This is a genomic window from Pantoea sp. ACRSC, assembly GCF_022346785.1.
Lineage (GTDB): Bacteria > Pseudomonadota > Gammaproteobacteria > Enterobacterales > Enterobacteriaceae > Pantoea > Pantoea alvi.
Window position 1 is genome coordinate 96,398 of record NZ_JAKRNN010000009.1, and the last position, 15,945, is coordinate 112,342.

Sequence of the window (15,945 nt, forward strand, 5' to 3'; positions counted from 1 at the left end):
AGGCAGACCACTGACGTGGTCGAAAGTGCGGAGCGTTCTTGTTGTGTTTTTCCGACGCCGTGGAAACTGCCGGATCACGCCGCTTCTGCAACTTTATTGACGCATCAATTTGTCAACAGTTGCAATGAACGTCAATACAGCCGCGAGTTATTTACACAGAGTGTGAGGAATAGCAAGCAACGGTAAAAAAAAGCCTTCACGGTTAATTGCCGCATATTGCACAGCGTTTTTGCTCACCAGACCATATATCTCGCTAAGACGAACGATAATTTCCAGTGATTATCACCGCTAAAAAACACCGGCACTTGCGCGATAAATGTTGAATAACTGAACGATTTAGCGTGCGTTATCGCGTCCAGGTAGTGGAAAATGCTGGGATACAGCTATAAGAAATCGACATGACAATAAAAAAGGTCATAAGAAAAACGCGATGCAAAATAAGCGTCTGGGCCAGACGCGGCGCGCGCTGGCGCGTCAAAAGGGATAATAATCAGATTCACCAGGCCTGAGCGGCGGCAAAGAGGGATTTCATCGGGTTTGTTATAAACCTGCGGGAAAAAATCCAAAACTAACAGTGCCGATATTCTCCTGAAAAACAGGCAGCGAAATTCTTCAACGCTCGCTGTTAACGCCTCACAAAAACTTATGCGAATAACGAATCTGGCCGCGCCCGTTTTTTACTAGATTACGCATTCAGCCATTAAAAGAGTGACAGTAAAACAAGTGCAAACAGGCCGCATTAAACATATTTCCAAACAGACCGCACCAGCGCTTAAACGCAGATAGCTCGGACGCAACAGCAAAAGTCGTGAGCCCCTGTTCAAACAGACCGCACCAGCGCTTAGGCGCGGATGGCATGGACGGAAGAGCAAAGCGTCCCGCGACAAGGATGTCGCGGGCCGAGCGCGCAGGGATGCGTACAGCGACTTTGCGATCCGTCCATGCCATCCGCGTAAGCACCTGCCCCACAGCGTCTTTTTAAAAAAGCAGTACCCTTTTCTACAGACGAAAAAAAACCTGCTTTTTCAAGCAGGTTTCTTAAATCTGGTCGGTGAGAGAGGATAACGCTTATCTTCGATAAGCGCCCTTCGGGCCGTTGCTGCGCAACGTTGTCTCGCTACGCTCGGCGCAAACCTCCTTCGGAGGTTCTCATCCTCTTTTCTACAGACGAAAAAAAACCTGCTTTTTCAAGCAGGTTTCTTAAATCTGGTCGGTGAGAGAGGATTCGAACCTCCGACCCCTTCGTCCCGAACGAAGTGCGCTACCAGGCTGCGCCACTCACCGATGGGGGCGCATGTTACTGCGCCCAATTGCCAGCGTCAACCGCTTTTTAGTGGTTTAGCCGCGTTCGCCTGGAAAGCAGCCTGCCCGCCAAAATTCTGGTGCTTCTCAGTCACATCCCGCGCGTCACTGTGCGATGAGACCGGTGCCTGACACCAGTTATTCGCCGCCTTAATACCGCCGTTCGGCGAACTGTAGCCCAGACAGCCCAGAATCGTATCGAACAGCTCAACGTGACGATGCGTCTTGCCGACGCGCTGCTGCGCCTGCAGACGCTCGAAATTAGCGCGGTTGCTGGCATCAGCCAGATACTTATCTGACGCCCACACCATCATCGGCACGCGGAACTGCTCCGGCGGCGCCAGCTCGCGCGGCGTACCGTGCAGATGCATATTCTCGCTAATCGACTCGCCGTGGTCGGCAGCGTAAAACACAATCGCTTTCTTGTCGCGCAGCTGATCGAACACGCTGTCCAGCATGCTATCGACGTAAAGAATCGAGTTATCGTAGGCGTTAATCAGCTGCGCCTTGCTGCAGGTCTCATCGACGCCCATACACTCCGGCTGATAGCGCGCGAAACTGCGCGGATAGCGCTGCGAATAGAGATAGTGCGAACCTTTGGTATGCAGCACCACCAGATGCTTGCCGTGCGGATAACGATCCAGCGACGCCTTCAGCTCCGGCACCAGCAGCATATCGTCAACCGACTTGCCGGCGTTGCGCGGCTCCGAGCCAATCTGCTCGCGGAAAGCGAAATTATCGACCTCCGCATTATCGTAAAACCAGACCTCGCTCTGCATGGCGAACAGCTCGGACGAAAAGCCCAGCTCCTTCATCACGGCAAAAATATTCTTCTCTTTCAGCGTGCGTCCCGGATTATCCTCGGTGCCGCCCTCGCGCACGAACATACAGCGCAGCGACAGCTTGGTGGCGGTATCGCACGACTCGCCGCGGAACGCCACCAGGTTTTTCTCTTTGGAAAGCTTCGGCGTAGTATCGCGATCGTAGCCGAGCAAGCCCATATGATCCCAGCGCGTAGTCTCGCCAATCACAAACACCACATAGGTATCATCAATGCCCGGCGGCGCGACATAGGTAAACTTCTTCGCCGGATCGAGCAGCTCCTGGCTGTCCAGCGTCTCATCGATGCGCGTCCAGGCAAACAGCCCTACCGCCGCCAGCCAGTTCGACGGCAGGTAAGAGTGCGCCACCACGCCGCCGTAGCTCGGCAGATCGATATTGGTAAGCTCTTCATTGGCCTTCTGCAGCTTGTCGAAATAGCGGATCGGCAGCCACACCAGCGCCACGCACAGCAGCATCATCAAAGCAGGCTTAAGGCGCTGTCCCGGCGTGCGCAGCTGCTCCATCAGCGTCTGGCTAAGGTTATTACGCCAGATCATCAGCAGCGGCAGCGCGCTGACGCCGACCATCCAGAGCACGAAATGCAGGCCGACTACCTCTTTCGACAGGTCGACGTCGGTAGTCATCACCGAGGCGACGATGCCGTAGCCGATCACCACGTTGAAAAAGGCCATATAGTAGGCCGCCGCGACGGAAACCAGCACCAGCAGCGTTGCCAGCACGCGATAGAGTCGTTTGCCGCCCAGCGACAGCAGACGCATCAGGAAAAAGGTCAGCACGACGATCGCCATCACTTCAGTAGCAGCCGTCAGCCAGTTAGTCAGGGTGGATTTAGTGAGAAAGCCGTCAAAACGACGGTAGAAAATCGGCAAATTAAGCAAGATGCCGATGTATAACGCCAGCAGCAGCGACAGCTTTTGCTGGGTTATGGTCTTAATATAATTCATCTTAAAGGGGTTTCCCGGGACTTAAGCACGATGTTGAACGCTATTGTGACTATCGCAACGCGGAAGAGTTCGCTGCATTAGCGCCAGGACATAACGATTGTCTGGCGAACAGGAAGAATCTGAGCGGGCTCGGACAGATCTTTCACGAGGCTGCACAGTAGAACATAAATTAACCAGGCAGGCCAGAAAAGACGACAGGGCAGAGGGCGAGAAGCGGTCAGAAAAACGGAGAAATGAGAACGGGCCCGCAGTGGGCCCGTAAAACTTAGCGAATGATATTCAGGGTGACGTCGATATTGTTGCGCGTAGCGTTAGAGTACGGGCAAACGATATGCGCAGCGTCAACCAGCTTCTGCGCTTCCGCTTCGTCCATCTCCGGCAGATGAATATTCAGTTTAGCTTCAATGCCGAAGCCGTCAGGGATCGGACCGATGCCGACTTCACCTTCAATCCACGCATCTTTCGGCATGGCGATTTTGTCGCGGCCCGCCACAAACTTCATCGCGCCGAGGAAACAGGCGGAGTAGCCGGCAGCGAACAGCTGCTCCGGGTTGGTGACTTCGCCGCCGGCGCCGCCCATCTCTTTCGGCACGCCCAGCTTCACGTCCAGCACGCCGTCAGAAGAGGTTGCACGACCATCACGGCCGCCGGTTGCTTTGGCTTTTGCGGTATAAACAACTTTCTCTAAAGACATAACTTCCTCTCTGTATAAACGATTTAATCGTACGCGATTAATATAAGTGTAGCAGGTGTTTCAGCGGGCGCGAGCGCCCGGTAAATCTCTAGCGCGACCGATTTAAATTGTCGCGCAGTAAATCAAGCTCGTTCTTCAGCGCCAGCAGCGTCTCGTCGTCACAGGCGGTGGCGCACTGCACCGTTTCTGGAATGGTGCTCGCCTGGCTCTGCAGTTCGCGGCCCTGCTCCGTCAGGGTCACTACCACCTGGCGTTCATCCTGGCGCGAACGCTGACGGTTAATCAATCCCGCGCTCTCCAGTCGCTTCAGCAGCGGCGTCAGCGTGGCGGAATCGAGAAACAGCTGTTCGCCGATTTCAGACACGGTGAGATCGTCCTGCGCCCACAGCACCAGCATCACCAGATATTGCGGATAGGTGAGATCGAGCTGCGAAAGCAGTTGCCGATAGACTTTATTCATCGCCAGGTTGGCGGAATAGAGCGCAAAGCAGAGCTGTTGATTGACCAACAGTGGCGTTGCCTTCACTTTTTTGTCATTTTGGTTACTGTTCATGGCATTCAATATAAATAGCGCGCTAGATAATTGCAAGCAACTTTTTAACAAAGAGGGCTTTTGCATGCTGGAATCTCTGGAAGAGCAGGCGCGACGCTACGCCACACGCGCTCACGCTGAGGCTGGTCAACGGCGTAAATATACCGACGAACCCTATATCGTTCATCCCGCCGCCGTCGCCGAGCTGGTGCGCAGCGTCAGTGACGACGACGAACTGCTGGCCACCGCCTGGCTGCACGATACGGTAGAGGACACCGACACGACCCTGGCCGACATTGAATCGCACTTCGGTTCGCGCGTCGCGCAGCTGGTCGGAATGCTGACCGACAGCGCTCAGCCGCAGGCAAAAAATCGCGCCGCGCGCAAGCTGGCGCACTTCCGCCATACCGCTGAAGCCTCGCCCGAGGCGCAAACCGTCAAGCTGGCCGATATTATCGATAATACGCGCGCCATCGTCCGCTTCGATCCCCATTTCGCGCGGATTTATCTGGTGGAGAAACGCGTTCAGATAGAACTGCTTAAGCAGGGCGACGCCCGGCTGTGGCAGCAGGCCAGCACCATTATCGAACAGGGAATTGCGCAGCTTGGTCAGCCGCCCTACAGCGTGCCGGAGAGCTGGTTCGTTAAACAGGCGGCGAAATATGGCGGACTGAGTTAAAAAAAAACCCGCCGTGGCGGGTTCTCTTTTTTTCTTATTTTTTAGTCCAGTAACTGCCGTCCGAGATAGGGATTGGCATGCAGCAATTTCATCAGTTTTTGCGCCGTCGCTGAAGGTCGGGTGCGGCGCGCTTCCCAGCTTTTTACTGAGGAGACGCTGACGCCCATCACTTTGGCAAATTCATCTACTTTCATTCCGGTTAACTCACGCAGGCGCTGCGGCTCTGGCATGGCGGGCTGAAGCTGAATTTCAGTTGTGGCAGGTGTTGCATCACGTGTCAGTACAATCTGCTCAAGGCTGCTGAGCAATTCAAAAACAGGATCTTTTACTTCCATAGAGAACTCCTTAAAACTCACTATGAATCACGTGAAAGTAGAGGTAAAACCAAATGGTTCACACACCGATCTTTGCAGGCTGTATCCCGCAAGGGTTTATAGTTATCGTTTGAGAAACCCCTACGGGACACAGCCTGATGCGTACCGCCTGATTGTTTTGTCAGAGCAATGCGCCATCTCGCCGGGATTCTAAGTATGGATAGAGACCTGACGATTTGCTGCGTGAATATCAATTATTTTTTTACCCAAAACCGTCCTTTTTGCTATAAGCAAAACAAGCCATTGATCACACAAGGCAAACCCGCCGCGCTGCGCTTAAAAAAAGCGCAAAAATTGCAAAAAATGCTTAGCGTTTACACTGCTACTGTAGACCGCGCTGTGTAAAAAGCAGGCAAGAATCGCGCCAGTATGCAAAACCTGTGATTTTTCTTGTTTCACCTCTCCGCCAGGCTGCAACAGCAGAGATGTTGCACCACCTCGGCGCATCGTTATGGCGCAGCTGCACTCAGCTAAGGAACGGGAAATGCACTCTGGGTTCGATTTTCACGCCAGCTACGCGTCGCATCGCGTGCCGGTGATGGGCCGCAACGCCGTCGCCACCTCTCAGCCGCTGGCGTCGCAGGCGGGTCTGCGTATGCTGCTGCAGGGCGGAAACGCGGTGGACGCGGCGATTGCCACCGCCATGGCGCTGACGGTGCTGGAACCGACCGGCAACGGCATCGGCAGCGACGCCTTCGCCATTATCTGGGACGGGAGCCAGCTACACGGCCTGAACGCGTCGGGCCGCGCGCCAGCGGCCTGGCATCCAGGACGTTTCGTTGGCCGCAGCCGCATGCCGGAGATCGGCTGGGAAGCGGTCACGGTGCCGGGCGCGGTATCCGCCTGGGTTACGCTGGCGGCGCGTTTCGGCACGCTGCCGCTGACCACGCTGGCGCAGCCCGCTATCGATTACGCGCGCAACGGCTTTCCGGTTTCGCCATTAATCGCCGAACTCTGGCAGCGCGGCTTCGACAAACTCCAGCATCAGCCCGGCTTCCGCGAATGCTTTGCCCCCGGCGGCCGGCCGCCGCGCGTCGGCGAGCTGTTCCGCAATCCGGCGCAGGCCGACACGCTGCAAAAAATCGCTGCCAGCAACGGAGAAAGCTTTTACCGCGGCGAGCTGGCGGAAAAGATGGTCGCCTTCGCCCGTCAGCACAACGCCGCGCTGACGCTGGAGGATCTCGACAGACATCGCGCCGACTGGGTTACGGTGCTGTCGCAGCCGTTCGCCGGCGGCTCGGTGCAGGAGCTGCCGCCTAACGGCCAGGGGATCGCCACGCTGATTGCGCTGGGCATTCTCGAACAGCTCGATATCGGTCGCTACGCGCCCGACTCCGTGCCCTGGCTGCACCTCTCAATCGAAGCGATGAAGCTAGCGCTGGTGGATCTGGCGCGTTACGTCAGCGATGAAGATCATCTTGAGTTTCCGGCGCAGCGGCTGCTGAGCGAGCGCTATCTGCGCCAGCGCGCGGCGCTGATCGACCCTGAACGCGCGGGTGACTTTGTCTTCGGCGCGCCGCAGCAGAGCGGCACCGTTTATCTCAGCACCGCCGATGCCAGCGGTATGATGGTCTCTTTTATTCAGTCGAACTTTATGGGCTTTGGCTCCGGCGTGGTGGTGCCTGGCACCGGCATCAGTTTGCAGAACCGCGGCGCGGGCTTTTCGCTCGATCCCACTCACCCTAACGTAGTGGCGGGCGGCAAGCGCCCTTTCCACACCATTATCCCGGCTTTTGCGCTCGACGCGCAGGGCGCGCCGCTGATGTCGTTCGGCGTCATGGGCGGGCCAATGCAGGCGCAGGGCCATCTGCAGCTGGCGCTGCGCATTATGCAGCACAAACAGAACCCGCAGGCGGCGATCGACGCGCCGCGCTGGCGCGTTGAGCAGGGTCGTCACGTGGTGTTCGAATCTGCGCTTGAGCGCAATACGCTGGCGGCGCTGCGTCGGCTGGGTCATCAGATAACGCTGGAGGATCCGCTGCAGGGCTATAACTTCGGCGGTGCGCAGGCGATCGTCCGCGACCCGCAAGGGTTCTATATCGCGGCGACCGAGAGCAGAAAGGATGGTCAGGCGGTGGTGTTTTAACGCTAAAGCGGGCAGCGCAGCGCTGCCCTCAATATCAGGCTGCCAGCACCGGCCGCACGCCCAGCGTATGGCAAATGGCGTAGCTCATCTCCGCGCGGTTCAGCGTATAGAAGTGGAAATCTTTTACCCCTTCACGCGACAGGATTTTCACCATGTCCATGGCGATATTGGCGCCAACCATTTTGCGCGTCTCCGCATCGTCATCCAGCCCATCGAACATAGCGTTCATCCAGCCCGGTACCCGCACGTTGGTCATCGTGGCGAAGCGCGTCAGCTGTTTGAAGTTTGAAACCGGCAGGATCCCCGGCACGATCTCAACGTCGATGCCGGTGGCGACGCAGCGGTCGCGAAAGCGCAGGTAGCTTTCAACATCGAAAAAGAACTGGGTAATGGCGCGGCTGGCGCCCGCGTCGATTTTGCGCTTCAGGTTGATGAGATCGGCCTGCGCGCTTTTCGCTTCGGGATGGACTTCCGGATAGGCGGCCACCGAAATATCAAAGTCGCCGACCTCTTTCAGCAGCGACACCAGATCGCAGGCGTACATATCGGGTTTGCCGCCGTTCGCCGGCAGATCGCCGCGCAGCGCCACGATATGGCGAATGCCGTTGTTCCAGTAATCTTGCGCAATGGCGCGCAGCTCGTCGCGCGAGGCGTCGATACAGGTCAGGTGCGGCGCAGCTTCGAGGCCGGTGCGCTCTTTGATGCCTTTAATAATAGTGTGGGTGCGGTCGCGCTCGCCGGAGTTGGCACCGTAGGTAACGGAGACAAATTTCGGCTTCAGGCTGCTAAGACGATCGATGGAGTGCCACAGGGTCTCTTCCATTTCGCTGGTACGGGGCGGAAAAAACTCGAATGAGACATTAATTTGCCCGTTCAGCTCCGCCAGGCTCTGATTCAGCGCTTCGCGCTGGTTGGCATGAAAGAAACTCATCCTGCTCACCTCATCAAAAACATCGGGTTAATTTACCGCCTGCGAACATCCATACGTTTAGACGTCCAGATGCACAAAATGAACCAATCTCAGCATGCCGTCAACTGAAAAGTGATAAAGCGGCGTGACAAATATTCAAACCAGGTGAGGGAAATTCATGCGGGTTAAAAAGAGGCGCTGAGCGCCTGCCACGGGGGCAGGCGCGGGAAGGGTTACAGCAGTTGGGCAAGTCGATGAATATCGGACTGAATTGCGCCGGCGGTGACGTCGCGCCCTGCGCCGGGACCGCGGATCACCAGCGGATTGTCACGATACCAGCGGCTTTCGATCGCAAAGACGTTATCGCAGGGCAGCAGCGACGCCAGCGGATGTTCCGGCCGCACCGCTTCAACGCCGACGCGCGCTTTGCCGCTGGCGTCGAAACGCGCCACGTAGCGTAGCACCAGGCCCATCTCCTGCGCCGCCTCCAGACGCTGCAGCATCTGCTCGTTAAGCGCCTCGCCATGCTCGAAGAAGTCGTCGATAGAGCCGGCCTCGCAGCCGGCCGGCACCAGCGACTCGACGCGCACCTGGTCAGGCTCGATGTTGTAGCCCGCCTCGCGCGCGAGGATCACCAGCTTGCGCTTCACGTCCTGGCCCGACAGGTCTACGCGCGGGTCGGGTTCAGTTAAGCCCTGCTGCCAGGCCTGGTCTACCAGCTCGGTAAAGGGCACCGTGCCGTCGAACTGCAGGAACAGCCAGGAGAGCGTGCCGGAGAAGATGCCGCTGATGGCCAGAATCGTGTCGCCGCTGTCGCGCAGATCGCGCACCGTATGGTTAATGGGCAAACCGGCGCCGACCGTGGCGTTATAGAGCCAGTGTCGGCCCGTTTTGGTAAAGGCGTCGCGGATCTGCCGCCAGGTCTGGCTGTCGGACGCCCCGGCGACTTTATTGGCGCTGATAACGTGGAAGCCGTGGCTGGCGAAGTCGAGATACTGCTGCGCCAGCGGCGTGCTGGCGGTGACGTCGAGCACCACCAGATCGTCGAACGGATGCGCGCGCATCCACAGGAACAGCGACTCTTCGTCGCGCTCCTCCGCTTCGTCATCAAAGAACGCGAGCGCGCGGCTGGCGTCGAGCCCTTCATAGCTCAGCAGGCTGCGTTGACTGTCCGCCACGCCCGCCAGCACATATTCAAAGCCGGTGCGCGCCGACAGCGCTTCCTGCTCGCGCGCGAACAGCTCCAGCCAGCGCGAACCGATATTGCCTTTGCCGAACAGCATCAGGCCGATGCGCTTTTCCGCGCGGAACAGCGACTGATGCAGCCCCTGAACCAGCGACTGCGTCGGACCGACGCGCAGCACCGCCACCAGGCTGATATGATCTTCCGACTGCCAGACAAACTCCACCGGCTGATCCTGGATCTCCTGCCAGAAACGGTGGCTGTGCAGCGGATTACGCGTCACGCCCGCGCCAACCAGCGCCACCAGCGCCAGCCCTTCACGCAGCTGCAGATGAGCGGGCAGGCCCGCATCCTGCAGCAGCTGGAACACGCTGTTGACCACTTCAGCGGTATAGCAGAGCTGCAGCAGCTGGCGATCCGGATGCACACCGGTCGCCAGCGGACGCAGCTGCGCGCGCTTGAGGTGAAGCTCGACCTCTTTATGCAGCGCCGCGAAATCGTGCCGATCCGGCACCTGAACCTCAATCAGGCAGACGTCGTCATGGCTGGTGACGATGCGCGCGCCGGTGCCGGACGCCAGCACGCGTTCGATACGGGTCGAGCCCTGCTCCGGCTGATAGCTGCAGCGCAGCTGCAGGTCGATATCGCTGCCGGAAACCGGCTGCAGCGTACGCGTGTGCAGCACCGGTGCGGCGAGACGCGCCAGCTCGCTGGCTTCATCAAGGCGCAGCAGCGGCAGCAGGCAGGCGTCGGAGACTTTGCGCGGATCGGCGCTGTAGACGCCAGCGACGTCGCTCCAGATGGTGACGCGGCTGACGCCCGCCAGCGCGCCAATCTGCGTGGCGGAGTAGTCGGAGCCGTTACGCCCCAGCAGCACGGTTTCGCCCGCGTCGTTGCGGCAGATAAAGCCGGTAACGACGATGCGCTGGTGCGGATGCTGCGCCAGCAGCGTCTGCAGCAGCGGCCAGGATTTGCCTTCGTCCACCTGCGGCTGCGCAGCGCGCTCCGCCCGCAGGAAGTCGCGCGCGTCGAGCCAGCAGGCGTCGATATCGCGCTGGCTCAGCACCGCCGCCATCAGCCGCGCTGACCACACTTCGCCGTGGCCGACCACTTCAGCGTAGACCGCGTCGCTGATGGTGCCGTCCAGCAGCGCGGCGAGCTTTTCCAGATCGCGAATAAAGTTCGCAATCAGCGGCTCGGCATATTCGGCAGGCAGCAGCCCGGCGATCAGCTCGCTGTGATAACGCCGTAAAGCCTGTTGCACCTGATGCGCGGCCAGGCGATCGCTCTGGCTGAGCTTTAGCCAGCTAATCAGCTGGTTGGTTGTCGAGCCAGCCGCCGAAACCACCATCAAATCACCCGGCTGACTGTAATCCGCCATGATAGTGGCGACGCGCTGGTAACAGCGCGCATCCGCCAGGCTGCTGCCGCCAAATTTGTGCAACTGCTTACTATTCGGCGTTGCCGCGCCGGCTGAAATCGTCATTTTTAACCCTCAGACGCCGTCCGGAATGCATTATCCAGATCGGCAATTAAATCTTCATGATCCTCAATGCCCACAGAGATGCGCAGCAGCGTCTCTGAGATACCCGCCGCCGCGCGCGCTTCCGCCGACATGCCGGCGTGCGTCATGGTCGCGGTGTGGGAAATCAGGCTTTCTACGCCGCCCAGCGATTCCGCCAGCGTAAAGAGCTGCAGTGCCTTAAGAAAACGACGCAGCAGGGCTTCGTCGCCGTCAAGCTCGAAGCTCAGCATCGCGCCGAAGCCGCGCTGCTGGCGCGCCGCATATTCGTGTCCGGCGTTTTCCGGCAGCGAAGGATGATACAGCTTTTTCACCAGCGGCTGCTGTTGCAGATAGCTCACAATTGCCAGCGCGTTGCGCTGCGCCGCCGCCATACGCGGTGCCAGCGTGCGCAGCCCGCGCAGCAGCAGGTAGCTGTCAAAAGCCGCGCCGGTAACGCCGATATTATTCGCCCACCATGCCAGCTCGGTCACCAGCGCCGGATCTTTTGCAATCACCGCGCCCGCCACCACGTCAGAGTGGCCATTGAGATATTTGGTGCAGGAGTGGATCACCAGGTCCGCGCCCAGCGCCAGCGGATTTTGCAGCGCCGGACTCAGGAAAGTATTGTCGACCACGCTAACGGCGCCTGCGCTGCGCGCCGCCTCGCAGATGGCGGCGATATCTACCACGCGCAGCAGCGGGTTGCTTGGGCTTTCTACCAGCACCAGCTTCGGTTTTTCCGCCAGCGCCGCCTCCAGCGCCGCACGGTCGCCCTGATCGACGAACTTCACGCGGTACGCGCCGCGCTTCGCCATGCTGTCGAACAGGCGATAGCTGCCGCCGTAGCAGTCGTGCGGGGCGACAAGCAGATCGCCCGGCTTCAGGAACACCGTCGTCACCAGATGGATCGCCGACATGCCGGTATTGGTTAGCACCGCGCCCGCTCCCCCTTCCAGCTCAGCCAGCGCGCGCTGCACCACGTCGCGCGTTGGGTTGCCGCGACGCGAATAGTCATGCGCGCGCGGTTCGTTAAAGTCGAGGAAGTTATAGGTACTGGAGAGGTGAATCGGTGGGACAACGCAGCCATATTGCTCGTCATCATTCAAACCGCTGCGGACCGCGATGGTTGCCTGTTTACGCGTCATGGTGCTTTTTGTTCCTGAAGAGAGTAATAAAGAGGCATCAGGATAACACTCCATAATTAGACGTCAATACATCTGGACATCTAAATGTCTTTGCGTATAGATTGAGCAGAAAGCTATAACCCGCTAAAATTACCCCTCATTGCCTGCGTTTTGCGTCCGCTTTTGCGGCCAGGATGAAGAAACCCCGCAGTTCAAGAGGTCAGGCACGGTAAAATCGGGCATAATCCACGGATTTCCCACTTTCAACTTTTTATTAAGGTAACCCATGGCTGAATGGAACGGCGAATATATCAGCCCCTACGCTGAACACGGTAAGAAGAGTGAGCAGGTTAAAAAAATCACTGTCTCTATCCCGTTAAGCGTGCTGAAAATTTTAACGGATGAGCGCACCCGTCGTCAGGTGAACAACCTGCGTCACGCCACAAACAGCGAACTGCTGTGTGAAGCCTTTCTGCATGCCTTCACCGGACAGCCGCTGCCGGATGATGTTGATCTGCGCAAAGAGCGCAGCGATGAAATTCCGGAAGAAGCAAAAAAAATCATGCGCGAAAAAGGCGTCGATCCCGATACCTGGGAATATTGATCCCTTTGCCAGCCGCTGGCAGCAGGCTATCGCTTGAGACTCTGCTGCCATAGTTTCTCCCGCCTTATTAGCAATCGCGCCTTTAGGCTGCAGATCGTCGCCAGAAGAAAATCATCCCGGCTTAATTTTCTGCCTGCTCTCAGAAATAAATCGTTCTTCAGACGCAAGAAAAGCCGCTTTAATGACGCGCTGTTCTCTACAGAACGCGGCAGGGAATTTGCTGGCGTGTCATTAGCGAGCAATAAAAAAGAGTCAGGCGACAATGGGACACAGGCGTGCGCTGCGCGTAGAGGCAGAGAAAGGGGGTTGTTGACAGTGCAGAACGGGAAGAGACAATCAGAGAGGTAACGCGAAGGGAAACAGCAGAGCAGAATGACTCAGCGCCAGGCGTGAATCATTCCGCTCAGAAAACTTATTTTTTAGCGCCCGGTACGCTGAAACGCTTGTTGAAGCGGTCAACGCGGCCACCGGTTGCAACTTCACGCTGCTTACCAGTGTAGAACGGGTGACATTTACCGCAGACGTCCAGGTTCATGTCGTGAGCCATAGTAGAGCGCGTGTGAATCACGTTACCGCAGGTGCAGGTGATGGTCACAGCTTCGTATTTCGGGTGAATACCTTGTTTCATGGGAGAACCTCATAAAAGGCCGTGTCGCTCTCCGTGCCAGGCTAAAAAACCTGCACAGCACCACACGCGGTTGAACATTAATGTTTAGCTCTGGCGAGACCTTTCTCACCAAAGGCGGCATACTATACAGAAAATAACCGCTTTTAGCAAATCTTCTGCAAGATACCCGCTGGTCGCGCCAGCGTGTACACTAGGCGTCCCGCGATGACTCATTGAACCGGAAAGAGATTGCCATGCCCGTCGTTCAGGTTGCCCTGCCCGTTCCGCTCCCCCGTCTGTTTGACTATCTGCCGCCGCACGGCGCGCAGCCGGTACTGGGCGGGCGCGTCAGCGTGCCGTTCGGCAACCGGAAAATGGTTGGCGTGGTGGTGGGTTTCCGCGACCAGAGCGATCTGCCGGAGGCGCAGCTCAAGCGCGTCGCCGAGGTACTGGACGGCGAATCGCTCTATCCGCCTTCCCTGTGGCGACTGCTCAACTGGGCGGCGGGTTACTATCATTCGCCCGTTGGCGAGGTGCTGAGCCATGCGCTGCCGGTGCTGCTGCGCCAGGGGAAACCGGCGCAGGACGCGCCGCTGTGGCAGTGGGTCATCACCGAACAGGGCCAGGCAACCGCGCCCGAAAGCCTGAAGCGCGCGCCGAAGCAGCAGCAGGCGCTGGCGGCGTTGCGCAATCAGCCGCTCTATCGCCATCAGGTCGCCGAGCAGGATCTGACCGAAACCGCCTTTCAGGCGTTGCGCGCAAAAGGTTTGTGCGACCTGCGCGAGCATCAGCCGCAGCAGCTGGACTGGCGTCCGCGCTATGCCGTTAAGGGCGAGCGCCTGCGGCTCAATACCGACCAGGCGATGGCGGTTGGCGCCATCCGCAGCGAGGATGAGCACTACGCCGCCTGGCTGCTGGCCGGCATCACCGGCTCCGGCAAAACCGAAGTCTATCTCAGCGTGCTGGAAAATGTGCTGGCGCGCGGCAAGCAGGCGCTGGTGCTGGTGCCGGAGATCGGCCTGACGCCGCAGACCATCGCCCGCTTCCGCGAGCGCTTCGACGCGCCGGTCGACGTGCTGCACTCCGCTCTTAACGACAGCGAGCGCCTTGCCGTCTGGCTGCGCGCGCGCCAGGGCGAAAATGCCATTATCATCGGCACGCGATCGGCGCTGTTTACCCCGCTGGCGCGTCCGGGCGTGATCATTATTGATGAAGAGCACGACAGCTCTTATAAACAGCAGGAAGGCTGGCGTTACCAGGCGCGCGACCTGGCGGTATTCCGCGCGCGCGAAGAGAATATCCCGATTGTTATGGGGTCGGCGACGCCCGCGCTGGAGACGCTGCACAACGTGCGCAGCGGCAAATATCGTCAGCTCGACCTTACGAAACGCGCCGGCAATGCGAAACCGGCCCTGCAGCAGCTGGTGGATCTCAAAGGCCAGCAGCTTATCGGTGGGCTGGCGCCCGCGCTAATCGGCAAAATGCGCCAGCATCTGCAGGCGGATAATCAGGTGCTGCTGTTCCTTAACCGTCGCGGCTATTCGCCCGCCCTGCTCTGCCATGACTGCGGCTGGATTGCGGAGTGTCAGCGCTGCGAACGTTACTATACCCTGCACCAGCAGCAGCGCCAGCTGCGCTGCCACCACTGCGACAGCCAGCGTCCGCTGCCTAATCAGTGCCCGCAGTGCGGTTCAACCCATCTGCTGCCGGTCGGCGTCGGCACGGAGCAGCTGGAGCAGCAGCTCGGCACGCTGTTTCCCGGCGTGCCGGTATCGCGCATCGATCGCGATACTACCAGCCGCAAGGGCGCGCTGGAGCAGCATCTGGCCGATGTGCATCGCGGCGGCGCGCGCATTCTGGTGGGCACGCAGATGCTGGCAAAAGGCCACCACTTCCCGGACGTCACGCTGGTGTCGCTGCTGGACGTGGACGGCGCGCTTTTCTCCGCCGACTTCCGCGCCGCCGAGCGCTTCGCGCAGCTCTATACCCAGGTCGCCGGCCGCGCCGGCCGCGCCGGCAAACAGGGCGAAGTGCTGCTGCAGACCCACCATCCGGAACATCCGCTGCTGCAGACGCTGCTGCATCAGGGCTATTTCGCCTTCGCCCAGCAGACGCTGCTGGAGCGCCAGTCGGTCATGCTGCCGCCCTGGACCAGCCATGCGCTGTTTCGCGCCGAGGATCACGACAACCAGCAGGCCGCCGAATTTTTGCAGCAGCTGCGCAACCTGCTTGACGCCAGCCCGCTGAAAGATAGCGCGATGTGGCTGATGGGGCCGGTTCCGGCGCTGCAGCCGAAGCGCGGCGGACGCTGGCGCTGGCAGCTGCTGGTACAGCACCCCTCGCGTAAGCGCCTGCAGCAGCTGCTTGACGGCTCGCTGCCGCTGATTACGACGCTGCCCGCCGCGCGCAAAGTCAAATGGACGCTTGATATCGACCCCACCGAGAGCTGAGCCTGCGAGCCAGATCGAAAAAAGTCGCACAAGTCACAATTTTTATGCAAATTAAGTAACAAACCGGCCGCGCAATCGTTAACAATGTGAGCGGCGTGGCTTTTTTCGG

At 58.9% G+C, this 15,945-nt stretch carries 12 protein-coding genes, 1 tRNA gene, 1 other RNA gene and 1 pseudogene; 5 read left to right on the top strand and 10 right to left on the bottom strand.

Going from position 1 to position 15,945, the window contains the following annotated elements; all coding sequences use genetic code 11:
• Nucleotides 1–1,045: 1,045 nt before the first annotated feature.
• The 5 genes and pseudogenes from MHZ97_RS11025 to MHZ97_RS11045 form a co-directional block, all read right to left on the bottom strand.
• A non-coding RNA gene (locus MHZ97_RS11025) (RtT sRNA) lies at nt 1,046–1,174 on the bottom strand.
• Nucleotides 1,175–1,207: 33 nt separating this feature from the next.
• Nucleotides 1,208–1,284: transfer RNA gene (locus MHZ97_RS11030), tRNA-Pro, on the bottom strand.
• Between the two features lie 131 nt (nt 1,285–1,415).
• Nucleotides 1,416–3,089: pseudogene (eptB, locus tag MHZ97_RS11035) on the bottom strand (kdo(2)-lipid A phosphoethanolamine 7''-transferase); the annotation flags it as partial.
• Nucleotides 3,090–3,354: 265 nt separating this feature from the next.
• On the bottom strand, nt 3,355–3,783 hold the full coding sequence (locus MHZ97_RS11040; protein WP_081137898.1) for an organic hydroperoxide resistance protein: 429 nt from the start codon (nt 3,781–3,783) through the stop codon (nt 3,355–3,357).
• Between the two features lie 88 nt (nt 3,784–3,871).
• Nucleotides 3,872–4,336, bottom strand: coding sequence for a MarR family winged helix-turn-helix transcriptional regulator (locus MHZ97_RS11045; RefSeq protein ID WP_103797258.1), 465 nt, complete (start codon nt 4,334–4,336; stop codon nt 3,872–3,874).
• A gap of 64 nt (nt 4,337–4,400) precedes the next feature.
• On the opposite strand from MHZ97_RS11045, the gene MHZ97_RS11050 reads away from it, so the two are divergent.
• The gene (locus MHZ97_RS11050) at nt 4,401–4,994 is read left to right on the top strand and encodes an HD domain-containing protein (RefSeq protein WP_103797259.1); all 594 of its coding nucleotides are present in this window, start codon (nt 4,401–4,403) and stop codon (nt 4,992–4,994) included.
• Between the two features lie 41 nt (nt 4,995–5,035).
• Here MHZ97_RS11050 and MHZ97_RS11055 read toward each other — a convergent pair whose 3' ends face one another.
• A complete protein-coding gene (locus MHZ97_RS11055) occupies nt 5,036–5,329 on the bottom strand; it encodes an HTH-type transcriptional regulator (RefSeq protein ID WP_033754453.1) in 294 nt (97 codons plus the stop codon).
• Between the two features lie 195 nt (nt 5,330–5,524).
• On the opposite strand from MHZ97_RS11055, the gene MHZ97_RS11060 reads away from it, so the two are divergent.
• Both MHZ97_RS11060 and MHZ97_RS11065 read left to right on the top strand, forming a co-directional pair.
• Nucleotides 5,525–5,713 (top strand): hypothetical protein, encoded by a 189-nt coding sequence (locus tag MHZ97_RS11060; protein ID WP_239314566.1) that lies wholly within the window; start codon nt 5,525–5,527, stop codon nt 5,711–5,713.
• 139 nt (nt 5,714–5,852) lie between these two features.
• On the top strand, nt 5,853–7,454 hold the full coding sequence (locus tag MHZ97_RS11065) for a gamma-glutamyltransferase family protein (protein ID WP_239314567.1): 1,602 nt from the start codon (nt 5,853–5,855) through the stop codon (nt 7,452–7,454).
• A gap of 34 nt (nt 7,455–7,488) precedes the next feature.
• Here MHZ97_RS11065 and metF read toward each other — a convergent pair whose 3' ends face one another.
• The 3 genes from metF to metB all read right to left on the bottom strand — a co-directional run bounded on the left by metF (nt 7,489) and on the right by metB (nt 12,196).
• Entirely contained in the window at nt 7,489–8,385 is an 897-nt protein-coding gene (gene metF, locus MHZ97_RS11070; RefSeq protein ID WP_239314568.1) for a methylenetetrahydrofolate reductase, read from the bottom strand.
• A gap of 212 nt (nt 8,386–8,597) precedes the next feature.
• Nucleotides 8,598–11,033: a bifunctional aspartate kinase/homoserine dehydrogenase II gene (locus MHZ97_RS11075; RefSeq protein ID WP_239314569.1), complete on the bottom strand. Its 2,436-nt coding sequence runs from the start codon at nt 11,031–11,033 to the stop codon at nt 8,598–8,600.
• Nucleotides 11,034–11,035: 2 nt separating this feature from the next.
• A complete protein-coding gene (gene metB, locus MHZ97_RS11080; RefSeq protein ID WP_103797263.1) occupies nt 11,036–12,196 on the bottom strand; it encodes a cystathionine gamma-synthase in 1,161 nt (386 codons plus the stop codon).
• Nucleotides 12,197–12,461: 265 nt separating this feature from the next.
• Here metB and metJ point away from each other — a divergent pair, with 265 nt between their 5' ends.
• Complete coding sequence (gene metJ / locus MHZ97_RS11085) at nt 12,462–12,779, top strand: met regulon transcriptional regulator MetJ (RefSeq protein ID WP_033754441.1); 318 nt, start codon at nt 12,462–12,464, stop codon at nt 12,777–12,779.
• Between the two features lie 412 nt (nt 12,780–13,191).
• Here the strand turns inward: metJ and rpmE are convergent, their stop codons facing one another.
• On the bottom strand, nt 13,192–13,407 hold the full coding sequence (gene rpmE / locus MHZ97_RS11090) for a 50S ribosomal protein L31 (protein ID WP_033754439.1): 216 nt from the start codon (nt 13,405–13,407) through the stop codon (nt 13,192–13,194).
• A gap of 233 nt (nt 13,408–13,640) precedes the next feature.
• On the opposite strand from rpmE, the gene priA reads away from it, so the two are divergent.
• Complete coding sequence (priA, locus tag MHZ97_RS11095) at nt 13,641–15,836, top strand: primosomal protein N' (protein ID WP_224481573.1); 2,196 nt, start codon at nt 13,641–13,643, stop codon at nt 15,834–15,836.
• The last annotated feature ends 109 nt before the right edge of the window (nt 15,837–15,945 follow it).